20 protein-coding genes are annotated in these 15,660 nt (G+C 60.2%); 18 read left to right on the top strand and 2 right to left on the bottom strand.

What is annotated here, in order from left to right:
* The first annotated feature begins 717 nt into the window (after nucleotides 1–717).
* Together ACEN8U_RS14305 and ACEN8U_RS14300 are read left to right on the top strand one after the other, a co-directional pair.
* The gene (locus ACEN8U_RS14305) at nucleotides 718–2,871 is read left to right on the top strand and encodes a DEAD/DEAH box helicase (protein ID WP_310104329.1); all 2,154 of its coding nucleotides are present in this window, start codon (nucleotides 718–720) and stop codon (nucleotides 2,869–2,871) included.
* Nucleotides 2,858–3,559, top strand: a complete 702-nt coding sequence (locus ACEN8U_RS14300; protein ID WP_310104331.1) for a DUF2290 domain-containing protein — start codon at nucleotides 2,858–2,860, stop codon at nucleotides 3,557–3,559. The genes ACEN8U_RS14305 and ACEN8U_RS14300 overlap by 14 nt, the downstream gene beginning before the upstream one ends.
* A 106-nt stretch (nucleotides 3,560–3,665) precedes the next feature.
* On the opposite strand, the gene ACEN8U_RS14295 is transcribed toward ACEN8U_RS14300, so the two are convergent.
* Both ACEN8U_RS14295 and ACEN8U_RS14290 read right to left on the bottom strand, forming a co-directional pair.
* A complete protein-coding gene (locus ACEN8U_RS14295; protein ID WP_310104333.1) occupies nucleotides 3,666–4,694 on the bottom strand; it encodes a phage portal protein in 1,029 nt (342 codons plus the stop codon).
* Nucleotides 4,694–6,469 carry a terminase ATPase subunit family protein gene (locus ACEN8U_RS14290; protein ID WP_310104337.1) on the bottom strand — a complete coding sequence of 592 codons (1,776 nt, stop codon included), beginning with the start codon at nucleotides 6,467–6,469 and terminating at the stop codon, nucleotides 4,694–4,696. Before ACEN8U_RS14290 ends, ACEN8U_RS14295 begins: the two co-directional genes overlap by 1 nt.
* 151 nt (nucleotides 6,470–6,620) lie before the next feature.
* Here ACEN8U_RS14290 and ACEN8U_RS14285 point away from each other — a divergent pair, with 151 nt between their 5' ends.
* The 16 genes from ACEN8U_RS14285 (at nucleotide 6,621) to ACEN8U_RS14210 (ending at nucleotide 15,657) form a co-directional block, all read left to right on the top strand.
* Complete coding sequence (locus ACEN8U_RS14285; RefSeq protein ID WP_310104340.1) at nucleotides 6,621–7,655, top strand: GPO family capsid scaffolding protein; 1,035 nt, start codon at nucleotides 6,621–6,623, stop codon at nucleotides 7,653–7,655.
* Nucleotides 7,656–7,696: 41 nt separating this feature from the next.
* Nucleotides 7,697–8,716: a phage major capsid protein, P2 family gene (locus ACEN8U_RS14280; protein ID WP_310104343.1), complete on the top strand. Its 1,020-nt coding sequence runs from the start codon at nucleotides 7,697–7,699 to the stop codon at nucleotides 8,714–8,716.
* A gap of 15 nt (nucleotides 8,717–8,731) precedes the next feature.
* Nucleotides 8,732–9,418 (top strand): phage terminase small subunit, encoded by a 687-nt coding sequence (gene gpM, locus ACEN8U_RS14275; protein WP_310104347.1) that lies wholly within the window; start codon nucleotides 8,732–8,734, stop codon nucleotides 9,416–9,418.
* A gap of 101 nt (nucleotides 9,419–9,519) precedes the next feature.
* Nucleotides 9,520–10,011: a head completion/stabilization protein gene (locus ACEN8U_RS14270; RefSeq protein WP_310104350.1), complete on the top strand. Its 492-nt coding sequence runs from the start codon at nucleotides 9,520–9,522 to the stop codon at nucleotides 10,009–10,011.
* Nucleotides 10,011–10,217, top strand: coding sequence for a tail protein X (locus tag ACEN8U_RS14265; protein ID WP_310104354.1), 207 nt, complete (start codon nucleotides 10,011–10,013; stop codon nucleotides 10,215–10,217). Before ACEN8U_RS14270 ends, ACEN8U_RS14265 begins: the two co-directional genes overlap by 1 nt.
* Before the next feature lie 15 nt (nucleotides 10,218–10,232).
* Nucleotides 10,233–10,574 (top strand): putative holin, encoded by a 342-nt coding sequence (locus ACEN8U_RS14260; protein ID WP_310104357.1) that lies wholly within the window; start codon nucleotides 10,233–10,235, stop codon nucleotides 10,572–10,574.
* Between the two features lie 3 nt (nucleotides 10,575–10,577).
* A complete protein-coding gene (locus ACEN8U_RS14255; RefSeq protein ID WP_310104360.1) occupies nucleotides 10,578–10,844 on the top strand; it encodes a phage holin family protein in 267 nt (88 codons plus the stop codon).
* On the top strand, nucleotides 10,841–11,647 hold the full coding sequence (locus tag ACEN8U_RS14250) for an N-acetylmuramidase family protein (RefSeq protein ID WP_310104363.1): 807 nt from the start codon (nucleotides 10,841–10,843) through the stop codon (nucleotides 11,645–11,647). The genes ACEN8U_RS14255 and ACEN8U_RS14250 overlap by 4 nt, the downstream gene beginning before the upstream one ends.
* Complete coding sequence (gene lysB / locus ACEN8U_RS14245; protein ID WP_310104366.1) at nucleotides 11,644–12,096, top strand: Rz-like lysis system protein LysB; 453 nt, start codon at nucleotides 11,644–11,646, stop codon at nucleotides 12,094–12,096. Before ACEN8U_RS14250 ends, lysB begins: the two co-directional genes overlap by 4 nt.
* The gene (lysC, locus tag ACEN8U_RS14240) at nucleotides 11,987–12,220 is read left to right on the top strand and encodes an Rz1-like lysis system protein LysC (RefSeq protein WP_310104369.1); all 234 of its coding nucleotides are present in this window, start codon (nucleotides 11,987–11,989) and stop codon (nucleotides 12,218–12,220) included. Before lysB ends, lysC begins: the two co-directional genes overlap by 110 nt.
* Nucleotides 12,213–12,662 carry a phage tail protein gene (locus ACEN8U_RS14235; protein WP_310104375.1) on the top strand — a complete coding sequence of 150 codons (450 nt, stop codon included), beginning with the start codon at nucleotides 12,213–12,215 and terminating at the stop codon, nucleotides 12,660–12,662. Before lysC ends, ACEN8U_RS14235 begins: the two co-directional genes overlap by 8 nt.
* Complete coding sequence (locus ACEN8U_RS14230) at nucleotides 12,650–13,108, top strand: phage virion morphogenesis protein (RefSeq protein WP_310104378.1); 459 nt, start codon at nucleotides 12,650–12,652, stop codon at nucleotides 13,106–13,108. Before ACEN8U_RS14235 ends, ACEN8U_RS14230 begins: the two co-directional genes overlap by 13 nt.
* Nucleotides 13,109–13,192: 84 nt before the next feature.
* A complete protein-coding gene (locus ACEN8U_RS14225) occupies nucleotides 13,193–13,852 on the top strand; it encodes a phage baseplate assembly protein V (protein WP_310104382.1) in 660 nt (219 codons plus the stop codon).
* Nucleotides 13,849–14,211 carry a GPW/gp25 family protein gene (locus ACEN8U_RS14220; RefSeq protein WP_310104384.1) on the top strand — a complete coding sequence of 121 codons (363 nt, stop codon included), beginning with the start codon at nucleotides 13,849–13,851 and terminating at the stop codon, nucleotides 14,209–14,211. The genes ACEN8U_RS14225 and ACEN8U_RS14220 overlap by 4 nt, the downstream gene beginning before the upstream one ends.
* Nucleotides 14,208–15,122 (top strand): baseplate J/gp47 family protein, encoded by a 915-nt coding sequence (locus tag ACEN8U_RS14215; protein WP_310104387.1) that lies wholly within the window; start codon nucleotides 14,208–14,210, stop codon nucleotides 15,120–15,122. The genes ACEN8U_RS14220 and ACEN8U_RS14215 overlap by 4 nt, the downstream gene beginning before the upstream one ends.
* The gene (locus ACEN8U_RS14210; RefSeq protein ID WP_310104391.1) at nucleotides 15,115–15,657 is read left to right on the top strand and encodes a phage tail protein I; all 543 of its coding nucleotides are present in this window, start codon (nucleotides 15,115–15,117) and stop codon (nucleotides 15,655–15,657) included. The genes ACEN8U_RS14215 and ACEN8U_RS14210 overlap by 8 nt, the downstream gene beginning before the upstream one ends.
* The last annotated feature ends 3 nt before the right edge of the window (nucleotides 15,658–15,660 follow it).

Genomic DNA, 15,660 nt, shown 5'->3' with positions numbered 1-15,660 from the left:
GCGACGTGCCGTCATGCTCGCTGGGTCAGCAGAAAGCGCGAGAGACGGTCGAGCCGGACATCTACTCCACGGAAGTGACTCGTGCCCTTCATGCTTTCGCGGATAGGCTCCGTTGGTAGTTCGCCCGCGCTTCGGGCTCGTCCCATCGCGTTGTACTAACCTCGTTCGAAGAGCCCGCATCAGCGGGCTTTTTGCTTTACCCGTTCACGAAACACTACTTACTCAGCACGGTGCGCCCATTCGAACACGCGCGCATCAAAACGCACGATTTCCGCGCAGCCCAAATCCCCCAGAATCCCTTGCCACGATAGCCTTCGGCCCTGAAGGCCGGGTGCATAAAAACCGCCAGTTAAGCAAAGCCCGCAGGCGCGGGGGGGACTGCGTTTTTTTGCCTGCAGGCCCAAGCGGCCGCTAGCCGCACCACCGCTTACGCCAACGTGTGTTGTCCGCGGGCGAGGTAGTGCGCAAAAACTAGTCAAAGCGAAAAAAATAGCCGGCGGGATGACCACTTGCCGCCAGATGCTGCTCTTCGCAGTTGACTGCATGGGTTATTGCCCGACTGTAATTTCTTTTTCGTGAGATAGAATGACGCGGTTATTGGCCGGGCGTCTCCCGGCACTACTATCTCGGCGCAGCGCGTATGACGGGACCAGCTCGAACGCCGGCTGTTCAAGCTCAATGGCGCCGCACCGCGCACTGATAAAAATAGGGACCAACGTGTCTATCGACATCCTTGTAACAACGGATCGCATTAGCGACGACCCATTGGGGCGCGAATTCGTGCGTCATATAGAGACGCAAGCCACGGCGCTAGACTTGGACGACGCGGCGCTTTATTACGACTTTCCAACGTACTCGGACTACGAGACCGTCACCCACAAGCCAGATGCTTTGCTGCTTAGCCCCGTGCACGGCATCGTCGCGATCCGTTTTATCAGCGGGCATCAGGCCGAACGCCAACCGAGCCACGTACTAACTGACCTTGATGAGTCGCTTGGCCAGTTCTGCAGCATTCTTATTGGTCGGTTGTTGAAGAGCAGGACGTTACGGCGAGATCGCTCTAACCTGAGCATGGCAGTGACGCCGGTGATATTTTGCGATAGCCCTCGCGCCAGCCGGCTATTTCATGAAGCTGAGGGCGAAGTTATTTCATCCCTGGCGGCGTTTGATGACTTTCTTGCCGGGCAAGCAGACGACCGAATGTCCGACACTGCTTTTGCCGAAGCCAGATCCGTGCTGGAAGGAGCGAAAGCACTAACTCGCTCGAGCAAACGAGTCGTGGAGAATCCGGAGGCTCAGCGGCCGGCAGTAGCGCTCGCCCAGCTTGAGGCCGAGATCGCCAATTTCGACCAAAAACAGCGTCGAGCCGCCTTGGTCACAATCAATGGCCCACAGCGCATCCGGGGGCTGGCTGGTTCAGGCAAGACGGTCATCCTGGCAATGAAGGCAGCTCACCTTCACATGACTCGGCCAAATGAGCGAATACTTGTGACGTTCTTCACGAAGAGCCTTCGCTCCCCCATCAAGAACCTAATCACTAAGTTCTATAGACACTATAAAGAAGTCGATCCCGACTGGAATCAGATCCATATTCGCCACGGATGGGGAGGATCTAGCTCCAGCGGAACCTACGCTGACGCATGTCGTCGTTCAGGCATAACGCCACGGTCGTATGGATCAGCCCGCGACGCCGCGCCGAGTAAAGTTGACCCATTTGAGTTTGCATGCCGCGAGCTATTAGACCAGGCGGACATTGAGTCCTACTACGACCACGTCTTGATTGACGAGGGGCAAGATTTCCCCGCGGCGTTTTATAACCTCTGTTTCCAACTTGCGTCGGGTGATCGCGATAGTAAAAACATAGTCTGGGCGTACGACGAGCTGCAAAACATTCTGAACGTTCGCATGCGCTCACCGGAAGAGTTGTTTGGTAATGACACGGACGGTATGCCGCGAATCTCTCTCGCGCGAGCGGAGCAGGGACTACCGCCCGGGGCGACGAACGATACAGTGTTGAGCAAGTGCTACCGCAATCAACGAGAAATTTTGGTGACTGCTCACGCGCTCGGATTTGGCATTTATTCAGACATCGTTCAGTTGCTCGAAAGTCCTGATCACTGGCAAGACGTAGGATACGAAGTGGTAACGCCTAATTTCCGCGTCGGAAACCACATCGAGATCGTACGTCCCGCCGAGAATAGTCCCGTATCGATCGAGCGTGAAGGGTTGCCGCCGCTCATCGAACACATGGTGGCGGGCGATCTGGTGGAAGAAGTGGAATGGGTCGTGACGGAGGCTCTTGAGTTCTTGAACGGCGGCCTACAGCCGGAGGATATTCTTGTCGTAGCTCTTGACGATAGGAATATGCGTGACTATTTCAAGCTTATCTCTGCCGCCTTCGCAAGTCACGAAATTGCAACCAACAACATACACGCCGACCCCTACACTGAGCCGCCATTCACCATTCCCGGGAAAATAACGCTTTCGACCGTTTACCGGGCTAAAGGAAACGAGGCTGCCGTCGTCTTTGCTGTAGGTGTTGACGCGTTAGCTCTCAGCTTGAGGTCTGATCGGAACAAACTATTCGCGGCGTTCACCAGAACGAAGGCGTGGCTCCGAGTTTCTGGCTATAAAGATTCAGCACACCGAGTCGCCACAGAAATTGACGATGCAGCCGCCAATTTCCCGGCGCTGAAGTTTGTAATGCCCGACCTCAGCAGGATCAATTTGATTCAACGGGATTTGAGTCAACGATCCATCAGGGCGAAGCGAATTCGAAACGAATACTTTGCCAAGCTGAAGAGCGAAGGTTTCAGCGATGACGAGATCGCCGATCTGCTCTCCGCCGAGGAAAAAAATGGACCGCTCTGATGTAGTTCGGGGAATAAACAGAACATGGGAGACTGCAGAGCGCTTGGACATTGCAGAAACTTTCGGAAATGCGGGGCCGCTTCCTGTCAAGGACGAATTTCGCGACTTATTATTTTCAGCCGATACTCTATATGTTGACGCGTATCTAGCCGGGTTGAGTATGTCGCACTACAACGTACTGTTGTCAGACTACTCATATTTTCAGTTCAGTTGGGAACGCGAGGGCTACGTTCGGTATGCGTTTTATCCCAATCCCTTCATCTCAGGGAAGGAGGAAGAGCTCGCTAATTTCAAGCGCCTTCGCGAGCTTGTAGTAGCTGATATGATCACTCACGAGGAATATCTAGCGCTCATTGCGGACGGTTCTGTGAGTAGTGGCGTTCCGATGTTCCGATACGAAAATGCACCGGACCAACGCAAACCATTTCGACATCCCTGCTCGCACTTTCATATAGGATTTCACTCCGAAAACCGATGGCCTTTGAGGAGAGTTCTGACGCCGCTAGCGTTTTCGCTGATGGTGTTTAAGGCTTACTACGGACTCCCGTGGAAAGCCAAGGGTGACGACGAACAAAAGGACGTGAGCAACGTTTTTGAGCGCATGCTCATCGAGGAAAAAGCAAACTGTCGGCTCGTATCGATTGATCTCTTTGACGAGATCGAAGAACGAACCTTTTTCTTTGCCTGAGGTGCGCTGCACCCTCGCCATAAAAATAGGCGAGGGGCCCGAAAAGGCGCACCAACCAAGGCGCTGTACGGGCGCAGGCTCCTATCGTTGGGGCCAACGGTTCACGCTAGGGTGTCCCTCGCCCCGCATACTCCGAGTACGGCACAAACCGCACCACCTCATCGCCGGCCCACTCGTTTAGTTGCTCGAAGCGCCGTTGCAGCGGCGCGATTTCATTGAGTCCAAACACTTCGGCTGCTTTATCAGCCGCGCCGAAGCCACCGGTATTGCTCGGCACGATCCCCATGAGCTGCGGCGGAATGCGATGCGCCGCGAGCAAATCGTCGCGCGTCACATTCTTGATATTGAAAAACTCATCTTTCGCCGTGACCTCTGAAACAGGAATAAGCTGAATGCCGTCTTTCTTGCCGTTCGGCGCATACATGAAAAGGTTTCGGAAATTTCCCGGCCCCTTGCTGTTCTTCAAAGCCTCGCGCATTTTGTCGACATCGCTTTGACTCTGCGCCGCATCCGTCATGTACAGGATGAAACCGGCGTGCGAACCATTCTCGTAATACTTGCGACGAAAGAGAGTCGCCGACTCGTTCAACCATGCCGAGTGCAGCGCGCCGAGATATTCGGGCAAGCCGTACACCTCCTGATTAATGTCAGGTTCCATCAAGTGATGCACGGCACCCGGCTCGAACTCGTGTTCGATCTGTTGGTATCCGTTGAGCTGCACGAAGCGTTGCAAGTCGATCCGCCGGCGCATGTATTTCGACGGCGCACGTTTGAGCGCGAGTGTTCCGCCGAGCCGGTTCGTGCGGCGATCGATGTACCCGTTGCCGAACGTAAGGAAATCGAGCGCCCACTTGTCGAATTCCTCGCGCGTGAGCAACTTGTGCGGAATGAACGTGGATGAAAGCACGTTGCGTTTGAAGTAAATCGCCGAGCCGTGATGCACGCCGGCGCGAAACGTCTTTGCCAGTCCCGACCATGACACCGGCGGCTCATACCAATCGCCGGCCGACCACGCTTGCACGTAGTCAAGAATCTCGGCCCGATCCATCACCGGCACCGGATCGTCGAAAGTAAAGGCCTCGGCTCTTGCCGGCGTCCTGCTCGATGCGTTAAAACTGCGCTTGCGCTTGCTCATTAAGAGAACTCCATAAAGCCGGTATTGTTTGCGGTCACACCTTCTAGCGGCTCGTTATCGAGCGCGTGCAGACACGCCCAAGCTAGATCGGCGTGCCCTGTTTCCTCGCTGCGGCTCGCCTCGTATGTCACCTTTCGACCGCTCGCCGTCATGGTTTTACGAATTGCCATGAAGGATTGCGCAAGGTCCGTCCAACCCGCATCGAATTCGAGCCGGCCCTTGCTGATGACCGACAAGCCTTTCAGCACGAGTCGGCCTTTGATTTCGGGCGAGTAGTTAAGCGCGACCGCGCTCGGATAGAACTGTTTAACGAGCTGATAAACGCCCTGGCCGATGCCCGTCGTATCGATCGACATATATTCGACCTTGTATTGCTGCGTGATCTGTCGGATCGCCTCGGCTTGCGCCTCGAAATCCATGCCGCGAAACTGCTGCTTGTGCAGCACGCGGAACTTCCCCCCGGGCACCGCCGGCGGCGCAACGACGACAAGGCCGGCCGAGTCGCCGGATAGTGCAGGGTCATAGCCAACCCATACCGGCCGATAGCCGAAAGGGCGGGGCGCGAGCGGCTTGAAATCGTCGGCCCATTCTTCCCATGAGTCGACCATGCAGCGTTGCAGTTCGACGAGCGAAAAGAGCGATGCCGTGTCGTCGATAAACTGACACATCAAGAGATTCGCGTATTCCTGCGCGCTGTATTCAAGCCTCAGCTCGTCGATATCGAATAGGTCGCACCCGCCGGCTACGGCATCCTCGACCGTGACGATCTGGCGAAACTGTCGATCCTCGCAAAGCCGGCCGCGAGCGAGCGCCGCATGCGACGTATCGAGATGAATGTGATCGGCCTTTGGGCGCCCCCTGTTGTAGTGCTCGCCAGTCCAGAAGGTATAGGCCTCGTGCGTGATGCTCGACGGCGTTGAGAAATACGTCTTTCGCCATTTCTTGTGCATAGCCATGCCTGAGGCGACTTTGTTGAGCTGGCGAAACTGGCTCACCCAAAAGTATTCGTCGAAATAGAAATTGCCGTGATAACTCTGCGCCGTGCGCGAATTCGTGCCGAGGAAAATCAGCTCGGCCATGTTCGGCAAAATGATCGGGTCGCCGGTCAATTCAACCTCGGCGGCCTCGGCGGCAAACTGCCGAATGTAGGACTTGAAAACGTGCGCCTGCGCCTTGCTGGCCGAAAGGAAAATCTGATTGCGCGCAGTCTGCAAGGCATCGTCTAGCGCTTCGCGCGCGAAATAGAACGTCGCGCCGATCTGCCGCGATTTGAGAATGTTGCGCGTGCGCTTGTCGCCGTTGCGATACCACACCTTTTGATAGCCGAACTGGCAATCGAGAAACGCCTCGTGAAGCCGCGCGATCTGCTCGTCGCTGAAATCGTTGCGCACCTTCTCTTTGCGTGGCGCTTTGTTACGCGCCTCGATGTTCGGGTTTAAATCGCTCTCTTTCCCCGTTTCGCCGTACTTGCGCACTCGCGCGAGCCGTTCGACCTGCCGGCCGAGCAAGTCGATTTCTTTGAAGTCGTTACCCGTCTTTACCGGCTTGGCAATGAGCACCGCGAGGCGCGTTTCAAGCGACGACTCAATGCGCTCGATCGGCGCGGCCTTGTCCCACTCGTCGCGCTGTTTCCATGCCTCAACCGTCGCGCGCTTGAGCTGCAAGTGTTCCGCGACGGACGTGATGCGCCAACCCTGCCAGTAAAGCGCGCGCGCAATCCGGCGAGGGTTGGCATTCGATTCGAGTGCGGGTTTGATATCGGCTGTTTCGATCATGCCGGCAAGTTTCCCGCGTCGCGCGCGCGCAAGCACGCCCGCCTATGTGTACCGAACGCACGAACAAACGCGAAACGTTGAGCGCTTGCGGCCGTAATCGCAAGATATCAACTCACACCGAACCCTTCCCGAACCTGTTGGAGACCTAACAATGCAATTTCGCAAGCTGTCGCTCATGTCGCTCGCCGTCGCGGCGATCGCGCTCGCTGTCACGATGGACGCACACGCGTCAACACTCGCCGCACATGCCGTTCTCAACTCTGCCGGTGTGCTCGCGTTCATGGGCGATCACGGCATGAGCATCACCGGCGCTGCCGGCCTCGGCGCAATGGCGATCGGCTCGACCGCATCGACCGACGCGACGAAGCTCGCCAAGTCGAAAATGTTTCGCATCGCGGTCGAAGGTGCGACGACTGACGGCCGGGTGATTGAACGCTCATGGCTCGAACAGATTGCCGCGAACTACAGCGCGACGATGTACGGCGCACGCGTGAATCTCGAACACTATCGCGGCATCGTGCCCGATGGCCCGTTCAAGGCATACGGCGACGTGATCGCGGTCGAAACGCGCGAACTCGACGGCGAATTCGCGGGCAAGCTCGGCCTGTATGCGCAAATCGAGCCCACGCCCGAGCTGGTTGCCATGACGAAGGCGAAGCAAAAGATTTACACCTCGTGCGAAATCGACCCGTCTTTCGCTGACACGAAACAGGCGTATCTGATCGGCTTGGCTGTCACCGATAGCCCGGCAAGCCTCGGCACTGAAATCCTTTCTTTCGCAGCTCAGAACCCGAACGCCTCGCCGTTCGCCGGCCGGAAGCAATCGCCGACAAGCCTTTTCACGGTCGCCGACGAAACCCTGATCGAATTTGAAGAAGCCGAGAAGCCCTCGGCGATCGGCGCGCTGCTGTCCAGCGTCAAAGAAATTCTGTCCAGCTCGAAGAAGCGGGACGACAAGCAATTCAGCGAGCTGGCGCAAACGTGCGTTGAGCTGGCGACGGTCACGAAGTCGCAAGGCGAAACGATCGAAGCGCTCACGAGGCAAGTCGCCGATCTGAACACGGCGCGCGAAGCCGATCGCAAAGCGTTCGACGAGCTGCACACGCAGCTCTCGAAAACCGAGAGCGGCGTGCAGCGCCCCGCGTCGACCGGCTCGGCCGGCGGCACCGTAACGACCGATTGCTAACCCGGCAATTACCCATTTCACTGCCCCGGAGAACACACCACATGCGTAAAGAAACCCGCTTCGCGTTCGACGCTTTCCTCGACGCGATCGCCAAGCTCAACGGCATCAACAACGCGACGCAGAAATTCGCCGTCGCGCCGAGCGTGCAGCAAAAGCTCGAAACCCGCATTCAGGAATCGAGCGACTTCCTCAAGCGCATCAACATCATCGGGGTGGCCGAGCAACAGGGCGCAAAGCTCGGCCTCGGCGTTGGCGGCCCGATCGCGAGCACGACCGACACGACGCAGAAGGACCGCGCCACGGCTGATGTGACTGACCTCGACGAGAACGGTTACAACTGCACGCAAACGAACTTCGATTCGCACCTGACCTATGCGAAGCTCGACGCGTGGGCGAAGTTTCCCGACTTTCAGACCCGCATTCGAGACGTGATCGTGCGCCGTCAAGCGCTCGACCGTATCGCGATCGGCTTCAACGGCAAGACGCGCGCGGCAACGTCCGATCGCGCAGCTAACCCGTTGTTGCAGGACGTGAATAAAGGCTGGCTACAACGCATGCGCGAGCAAGCCCCGCAACGCGTGATGGATCACGGCGCGACGGCCGGCAAGATTGTCGTCGGCAAAGATGCCGATTACGAAAACCTCGATGCACTCGTCACCGATCTGGTCGCGAGCATGATCGACCCGTGGCACCAGGACGACACCGCGCTCGTCGTGATGTGCGGTCGCGGCCTGTTGCATGACAAGTATTTCCCGCTCATCAACAAGAGCCAGGCCCCGACCGAGATGCTGGCCGCTGATGTGATCCAGAGCCAAAAGCGCATTGGCAATCTGCCCGCCGTGACCGTGCCTTTCTTCCCGGCCAATGCGGTGCTCGTCACGAGTTTCGACAACCTGTCGTTGTATTTCCAAGACGGCGCGCGCCGGCGCACGATCGTCGACAACGCCAAGCGCGATCGCATTGAAAACTACGAATCGTCGAACGATGCGTATGTCGTCGAAGACCTCGGCCGCGCTGCTGTCGCCGAGAACATCGAAATCGCACCCGCACCGGCGGCGTAAAGGAGACACGACGCGATGACTAGCCCCGCACGACGCCACTTTCAGCGCGTATCGGCACAGCTCGCGTCGGCTTCGGCCGGCATGGGCGAAACGATGGTCGGAAGCGCTTACGAGCTGATGCTCGCGAAGCTCGCGATCGATCGTCGTCGACTCAAAGAGATCAAGTCGATCGCCCGAAAGATCGAAGTGAAGCGCGCCGAGCTGCTGCCGGAATACGTCGACTATGTGACGGGCGCGCTGAGTGGCGGGCGGGGCGCACAGGACGATGTTTTAACGACTGTGATGATCTGGCGCGTCGACGTCGGCGACTTCGCCGGCGCGCTCGATATTGCGCGCTATGCGATCGCGCACCGGATGACGCTGCCCGATCAATACGACCGCACGCTATCGACGGCGATCGCCGAAGAATTCGCCGAGGCTTCGCTTTCATCGTTCAAGAAAGACGCGAACGGCGATCGCTTGAGCGTCGCGCAGCTCAACGAAGTCGCGCAGCTCACCGAATCGCATGACATGCACGACCAGGTGCGCGCCAAGCTGCACAAGGCGATCGGTTACACGTTCGAGCGCGACGGCGATTCGCCGGCCGCCCTCGAACACCTGCGCCGCGCGCTCGAACTCGACGAGCGCGCCGGCGTGAAACAGGACATTGCCCGCATTGAGAAGGCGAGCAATGCGGCCGGCCCGACCGCCGGCCGCAAGTAAAGAGCCCACCCCGGCCGAGCGGCGCCGGCTGACGATCGCAACGCCTGACGGTTACGCGATCCGACGCCGGCCCACCGCTCACCCTTTCCCGAGCTGACGCCATGACGAGTTTTAACGCGATCGAAGACCCGACCATCACGCCCGAGCCGACACCGCCGGCCGACGCGCTGACGATCGAAAACGTCGCATGGTTTCCCTCTGTCGACCTCGCGCATATGCGCGAAGCCGTGCGCCTCACTGGCACCGTCACAACGGCCCGTCTGCGCGATGCCGCGATCGCCGCGATCGACGAAGTAAATCGCGAGCTGGCGAGCTGGCGCGCGGACCACGAAGCGGCCGGCGTTGCATCGCTCGCCGAGCTGCCCGCCGACAAGATCGGCGGCGAAAGCGTGCAGCTCGCGCGCTATCGCCGAGCGATCTATTTCCTCGCGCGCGCGGACCTCACCGAGAAGTATCGCGATTTCGATAGCACGAAGTCGGGCGCGAACGACGCCGACGAGCTGGTGACGACGATCGACGCCGATCGCCGCAACGCACGCCAAGCAATCAACGATATGCGCGGCGTCGCGCGCACAACGATCGAGCTGATCTGATGCGCGTCTATGCCCAACAGGGCGATACCGTCGACGCCCTCTGTTTCCGCTACCTCGGCCGCACGCAAGGCGTTGTCGAAACCACGCTCGAAATGAATGCCGGCCTCGCCGACTACGGTCCCGTGCTGCCGCATGGCCTCGCCGTCGACCTACCCGATCCGCCGAGCGATCAAACAACGCTCCAGCTCGTCAACCTTTTCGATTAACCCGGAGTCGTCAACATGGCCGAACCTAGCACCACCACCCTCGCCGCTGTGTCGGCCGGCATCGGCTTCGCAAGCCTGTTTCCCGGCATCGACGGCAACGCGCTCATCGGCGCTTTCACGGGCGCGGCGCTCGTCGTCGTCACGTCGAAAGACCTGTCGCTCGGCAAGCGCTTCGCCTATCTCGTGATTTCGCTGATCGCGGGCTATATGGCCGCGCCCGATGTTGTGAATCACACGCCGATCACGAGCACCGGCGTTGCGGCGTTCTTCGCCGCTGCACTGGCAATCACCGTCACTCTGCAACTGATCGAGCGCATCAAGTCTTTCGACCTGTTGTCGCTGTTCCGAAAGGGCTGACTCATGACCAACCCCCTCGCACTGATCGCTTTGATTGCGTACAGCCTCGCGGCGCTGCGCATCCTCGCCTATCGCCGCGACGGAGCGCGGCACCGGCATCACGTTTCATGGTTCGCCTGGCTGATGCTCGTCGCGCTTGGCGGCTCGGCGATCGAGCTGGCCGTGCATGCGAAAGCCGTCGGCTATTTCGAAGCGGCTCGCGCCGCTCTTTTCACTGTTCTCATTTTCGGCGCACGCGGCAACGTCGCGCGCCTGCTGCGGAGCGAATGACGATGATTCTGCGAAAGGGTGATATCGGCGACGAAGTTGCGTTGCTACAAAAGCGGCTCACGCGCGCCGGCTTTCCCGTGCACGAAACGCACGTCTTCGACCATGACACCGAATCCGCGGTTATGGCCCTGCAGAAAGCTCGCGGCCTTGTGATCGACGGCATCGCCGGCCCGAAAACGCTGATTGCTTTGCCCGGTGTCGCACTGCCCCGGCACCTGTCCGACGATGACCTCGTGAAAGCAGCCGACACGCTCGGCGTATCCGTTGCGGCGATCCGCGCGGTCAACGAAGTCGAATCGCGTGGCGAAGGTTTCTTGACCGATGGCCGGCCGGCGATTCTTTTCGAGCGGCATGTGTTCTATAAGCGCCTCGAGGCACGCGGCTTTGATGTGGATGCGCTCGCCGCTCGATATCCGAACATCGTATCGAGCACCACCGGCGGGTACATGGGCAAGGCGGCCGAGTACACCCGCCTTGCGATCGCCGAGCGCATCGACGCCGACACCGCGCACGAGTCGGCGAGCTGGGGCGCGTTTCAAATCATGGGCTATCACTGGCAAGACCTCGAATATTTGAGCGTCGCCGATTGGGTCGCTCGCATGCAGAGAAGCGAAGCCGATCACCTCGACGCGTTCGTGCGGTTTATCGCGGCCGACACGGCCTTGCTTTCTGCGCTGAAGGGTAGGAAGTGGACCGCGTTCGCCAAGGGCTACAACGGCCCGGATTACGCGCGCAATCTGTACGACGCCAAGCTCGCCCAGGCATACACGACGTATGCCGAGCGCGAGAAGGCGGCGGCATGAACCCTATCACCGCACGCCTCGTGCCGATCGCGCTCAAGCTCGCCGCGATCGCGCTCGTCGCGCTCGCGATCGCGGCCGGCTGGTTTTACGTGAAGTCGCTGCGCGCCGAGCTGGTCGACGCACAGGACACCGCGCACACAGCGCAAGAGACGGTCGGCCGGCGCGACGCGACGATCGTCGAACTACAGCAGAAAGAGCGCGAGCACGCGAAGGCGCTCGCGCAGCTCGACGCGAAGCGCGCCGGCATCGCCGCGAGCCTCGCACAGACTGAGACCGACTTTGAGGCGTTGAAACATGAAAACGAAGCGTTGCGCACATGGGCTGATGGCGCTTTGCCTGATGACGTTGTGCGCCTGTACGGCCGCCCCGCGATCACCGGAGCCGACGAATACCTTGCAATGCGCGCCCGTCGCGCGCTGCACGCTGCCGGCGACGGCACCGCGAACTAACGACGAGCTGCGCCGCGCGCTCGATATCACCGAGGCGGCATGGGGCGAATGCGCGGCCCGTGTCGATCTGATCGTCGATTGCCAGTCGAAAGCCCTTTCCCTTCCCGGCCCCGACCATGAATAAGGCGAACAGTCTGCGCAAGGCGCTCAATGTGGCCGTGCCGTCGCTCTCGACCGATCCCGACAAGCTGCTCGTGTTTATCGACGCCGGCAACATCATCGCGACGGGCGCGGCATCCGGCTCGTTCGATTACGCCTATACGCTTAACGTGCTGCTGCTCGACTTCGCTGGCGATGCCGATATCGTGTTCGCCGCGCTGCTCGCATGGATTAAGCGCAATCAATCGGACTTGCTGACGAACGACGATCTGCGCAAGACGGGCATATCGTTCGAAGCCGACCAACTCACGCAAACCACGGTTGATCTGTCGATCAAGCTCAAGCTCACCGAAAGCGTCGTCGTCGGCACCGACGACACTGGCGCGCAGACCATCACGCACGTCGACGAACCCGTGCCCGAATGGGAGGTGAGCGGCCTTTACGATCCGGCGCAATGGACGAACTAAGCGCGCTCGAATCATGGGCGGGCGGGCTGCTCTCGCGGCTCACGCCGGCCGCTCGACGCGCCGCGCTGCGCGATATCGGTCGCGAGCTGACGCGTAGCCAACGCACGCGCATCGCACAGCAACGCAACCCGGACGGGAGCGCATACGAGAAGCGCAAACCGCGCCCGAAGCATCTGCGCGACAAGGCCGCCCGCATCAAGCGCGCGGCAATGTTCGCTCGACTGAGGCAAGCGCGCTTCCTGCGCGCCGAAACTGACTCGCAAGGCCTCGCGATTGGTTTCGCCGGCCGCGTTGCACGCGTGGCCCGCACTCACCAATTCGGCGGCACCGATCGGGTCGCACCGGGCGGCCCCGAATACACCTACCCCGCGCGCGTGCTGCTCGGATTCACCGACGCCGATCGCGAAATGATCCGCGATTTACTGCTCAAGCACATCGCGCCTTAATCATTCGGCACCCGAAATTTGTACCCGACACGCTCACAAACGCAGCGTGTCGACTCGCGCGTGCGTGCTCGGCAACATGGAGCCATGAACGCAAACGAATCCTCACGCCAATTTCTGAACGGCATACGCAAAGGCACCGTTGAGTCGGTTGAAGGCGCGTTGTGTCGAGTAGTGAGCGGCGATTTACATACCGACTGGATTCAATGGTTCAGCCCTTTCGCTGGTGAGTCGATCGAGTGGCATGCGCCCTCGATCGGCGAAGGGGTGATGCTGCTTTGCCCGACCGGCGACCCTGCGCAAGCCGTCGCGCTGCGCGGTTTCTTTTCCGAAGATTTCCCACCGCCGAGCACCGACCCGGCGAAGCATATGCGCGTTTATCGCGACGGCGCATCGATCGAATACGACATGGCCGCCCATGTTCTCAACGCCGTCTTTCCCGATGGTGGAACCGTCAACATCACCGCCCCCGGCGCGGTCAACGTCACGACGAAAACGGCGACGGTTAAAGCCGACGATTTGACGCTCGACGCGACGCAAACGACCGTCACAGGCGCGATGCTTGTTAAAGGCTCGTTCGCGTTTGAGAACGGCATGACCGGCAAGGCCGGCACGAGCGGCGGCCCGACGATGGCTATTTCCGGCACCGTCGCCGTAAGCGATGACGTGATCGCCGGCGGCAAAAGTTCGGCACATCACAAGCACCTCGAACAGGGCGACGGGCAACTCGTCGGCGAACCGCAATGATTGGAATGAACGCCTCGACCGGCCGCGCTACGGCCGGCCTCGCACACCTGTATCAATCGATTTCGAAGATTCTCACGACGCCTATCGGCACGCGTATCGCTCGCCGCGATTTCGGCTCGGAGCTGCCCGACCTGATCGACGCGCCGAACAATGGCGCGACGCGCGTGCGCCTGTATGCGGCGATCGCGACCGCGCTGATGCAATGGGAACCTCGCTTGCGCCTTACGCGTGTGCAGCTCTCGACCGAACTGAGCGACGCCGGCGCGGGGGTGCAAGTCGTCGACATTGAAGGCACCACGACCGAGACCGGCGAGCCAGTATCGACGCGCGTGCAGCTCACGAGCGGGGTTGCGGCATGAGCGCAACGCCGATCGATCTGTCGCGCCTTTCATCGCCCGATATCGTCGAAACGATCGACTATGAAACGCTGCTCGCCGAGCGCAAGGCGCGGCTCGTGTCGCTCTATCCGCTCGATCAACAGGACGAAGTAGCGGCGGCCCTCGCGCTTGAATCCGAGCCGATGAACATTGCGTTGCAGGAAAACGCGTATCGCGAAATCGTGTTGCGCCAACGCGTGAACGATGCCGCGCGCGCCGTGATGCTGGCCTATGCAAAGGGCAAAGACCTCGAACACCTTGCCGCGCTGTTTGAAATTGAACGCCTCGTGATCACGCCGGCCGAGCCGGAAAATGACATTGAGGCGGTCTACGAAGACGACACCGATTTGCGCGCGCGCGTGCAGCTCGCGCCGCAAGGCTTTTCGGTTGCCGGCCCCGAAGGCGCGTATATCTCGCACGCTCGCAACGCTGACGGCCGCGTGCTCGATGCGTCTGCCGTAAGCCCCGCGCCGAAAGAAGTCGTCGTTACGGTTCTCTCGCGCGACGGCGACGGCACGGCCGACGAAACGCTCGTCGAAAAGGTGCGCGTAGCGCTCGCGTCCGACAACGTGCGCCCGCTCACCGATCTCGTGACCGTGCAGAGCGCGACGATCAAGCGATACGCCGTGCGTGCGACGCTCGTTTTCTTCGCCGGCCCCGATCGCTCTGTCGCACTCGCCGAGGCAAACAAGAACGTCAAGAAGTACACCGACGACATGCACAAGCTCGGCATGGCGATCACGCTCGACGGCGTTTATGCCGCTGCGCGCGCGCCGGGCGTGCAAAAGGTGATGCTCGACGAGCCGGCCGCCGACATTCCGGCAACGAAACAGGAAGCGCCGTATTGCACGGCGATCGAGCTGGTCGACGGCGGCATTTACAACAATGAGTGATCTGCTCCCGCCAAACTCGACTACGCACGAGCGCAACCTTGCGCGCGTCGGCGCACGCGTTAGCGATATTCCGTCGCCGCTGGCCGTACTGATGGACCCCGATGCGATCCCGTTGCCTTTGCTGCCGTGGCTCGCGTGGCACCTCGGCGTCGACGCATGGAAAGACTACTGGCCCGAACAGACCAAGCGCGCCCGCGTGAAGGCCGCCATTCCGATCGCACGCAAAAACGGCACGGCTGCTGCCGTGCGCGAAGTCGTCGCCGCGTTCGGCGCAAACATCGCCCTGCGCGAATGGTTCGAGCTGACGCCTCGCGGCGTGCCCGGCACGTTCGACGTAGTGCTAACCGTTAGCGGCCGGGACGGGCAAGTGCCGACCGCTGCACTCGTGGCCGACATCATCGCGGAAATCGATCGCACGAAGCCCGTAAGCGCGCACTACTCATTCACGCAAGGCTTTTCCATGCAGGGCACGCAGCGCGTCGCGGCGGCCGTTCGACCCGCGCTGTATCGCCGTCTTTCTCTCTCGGATATCTGACCT

The sequence above is a fragment of the Paraburkholderia phenoliruptrix genome (assembly GCF_047325075.1).
GTDB classification, from domain to species: domain Bacteria; phylum Pseudomonadota; class Gammaproteobacteria; order Burkholderiales; family Burkholderiaceae; genus Paraburkholderia; species Paraburkholderia phenoliruptrix.
The sequence above is the reverse complement of the archived record's forward strand: the minus strand, read 5'-3'. Positions and strand labels throughout refer to the sequence as shown.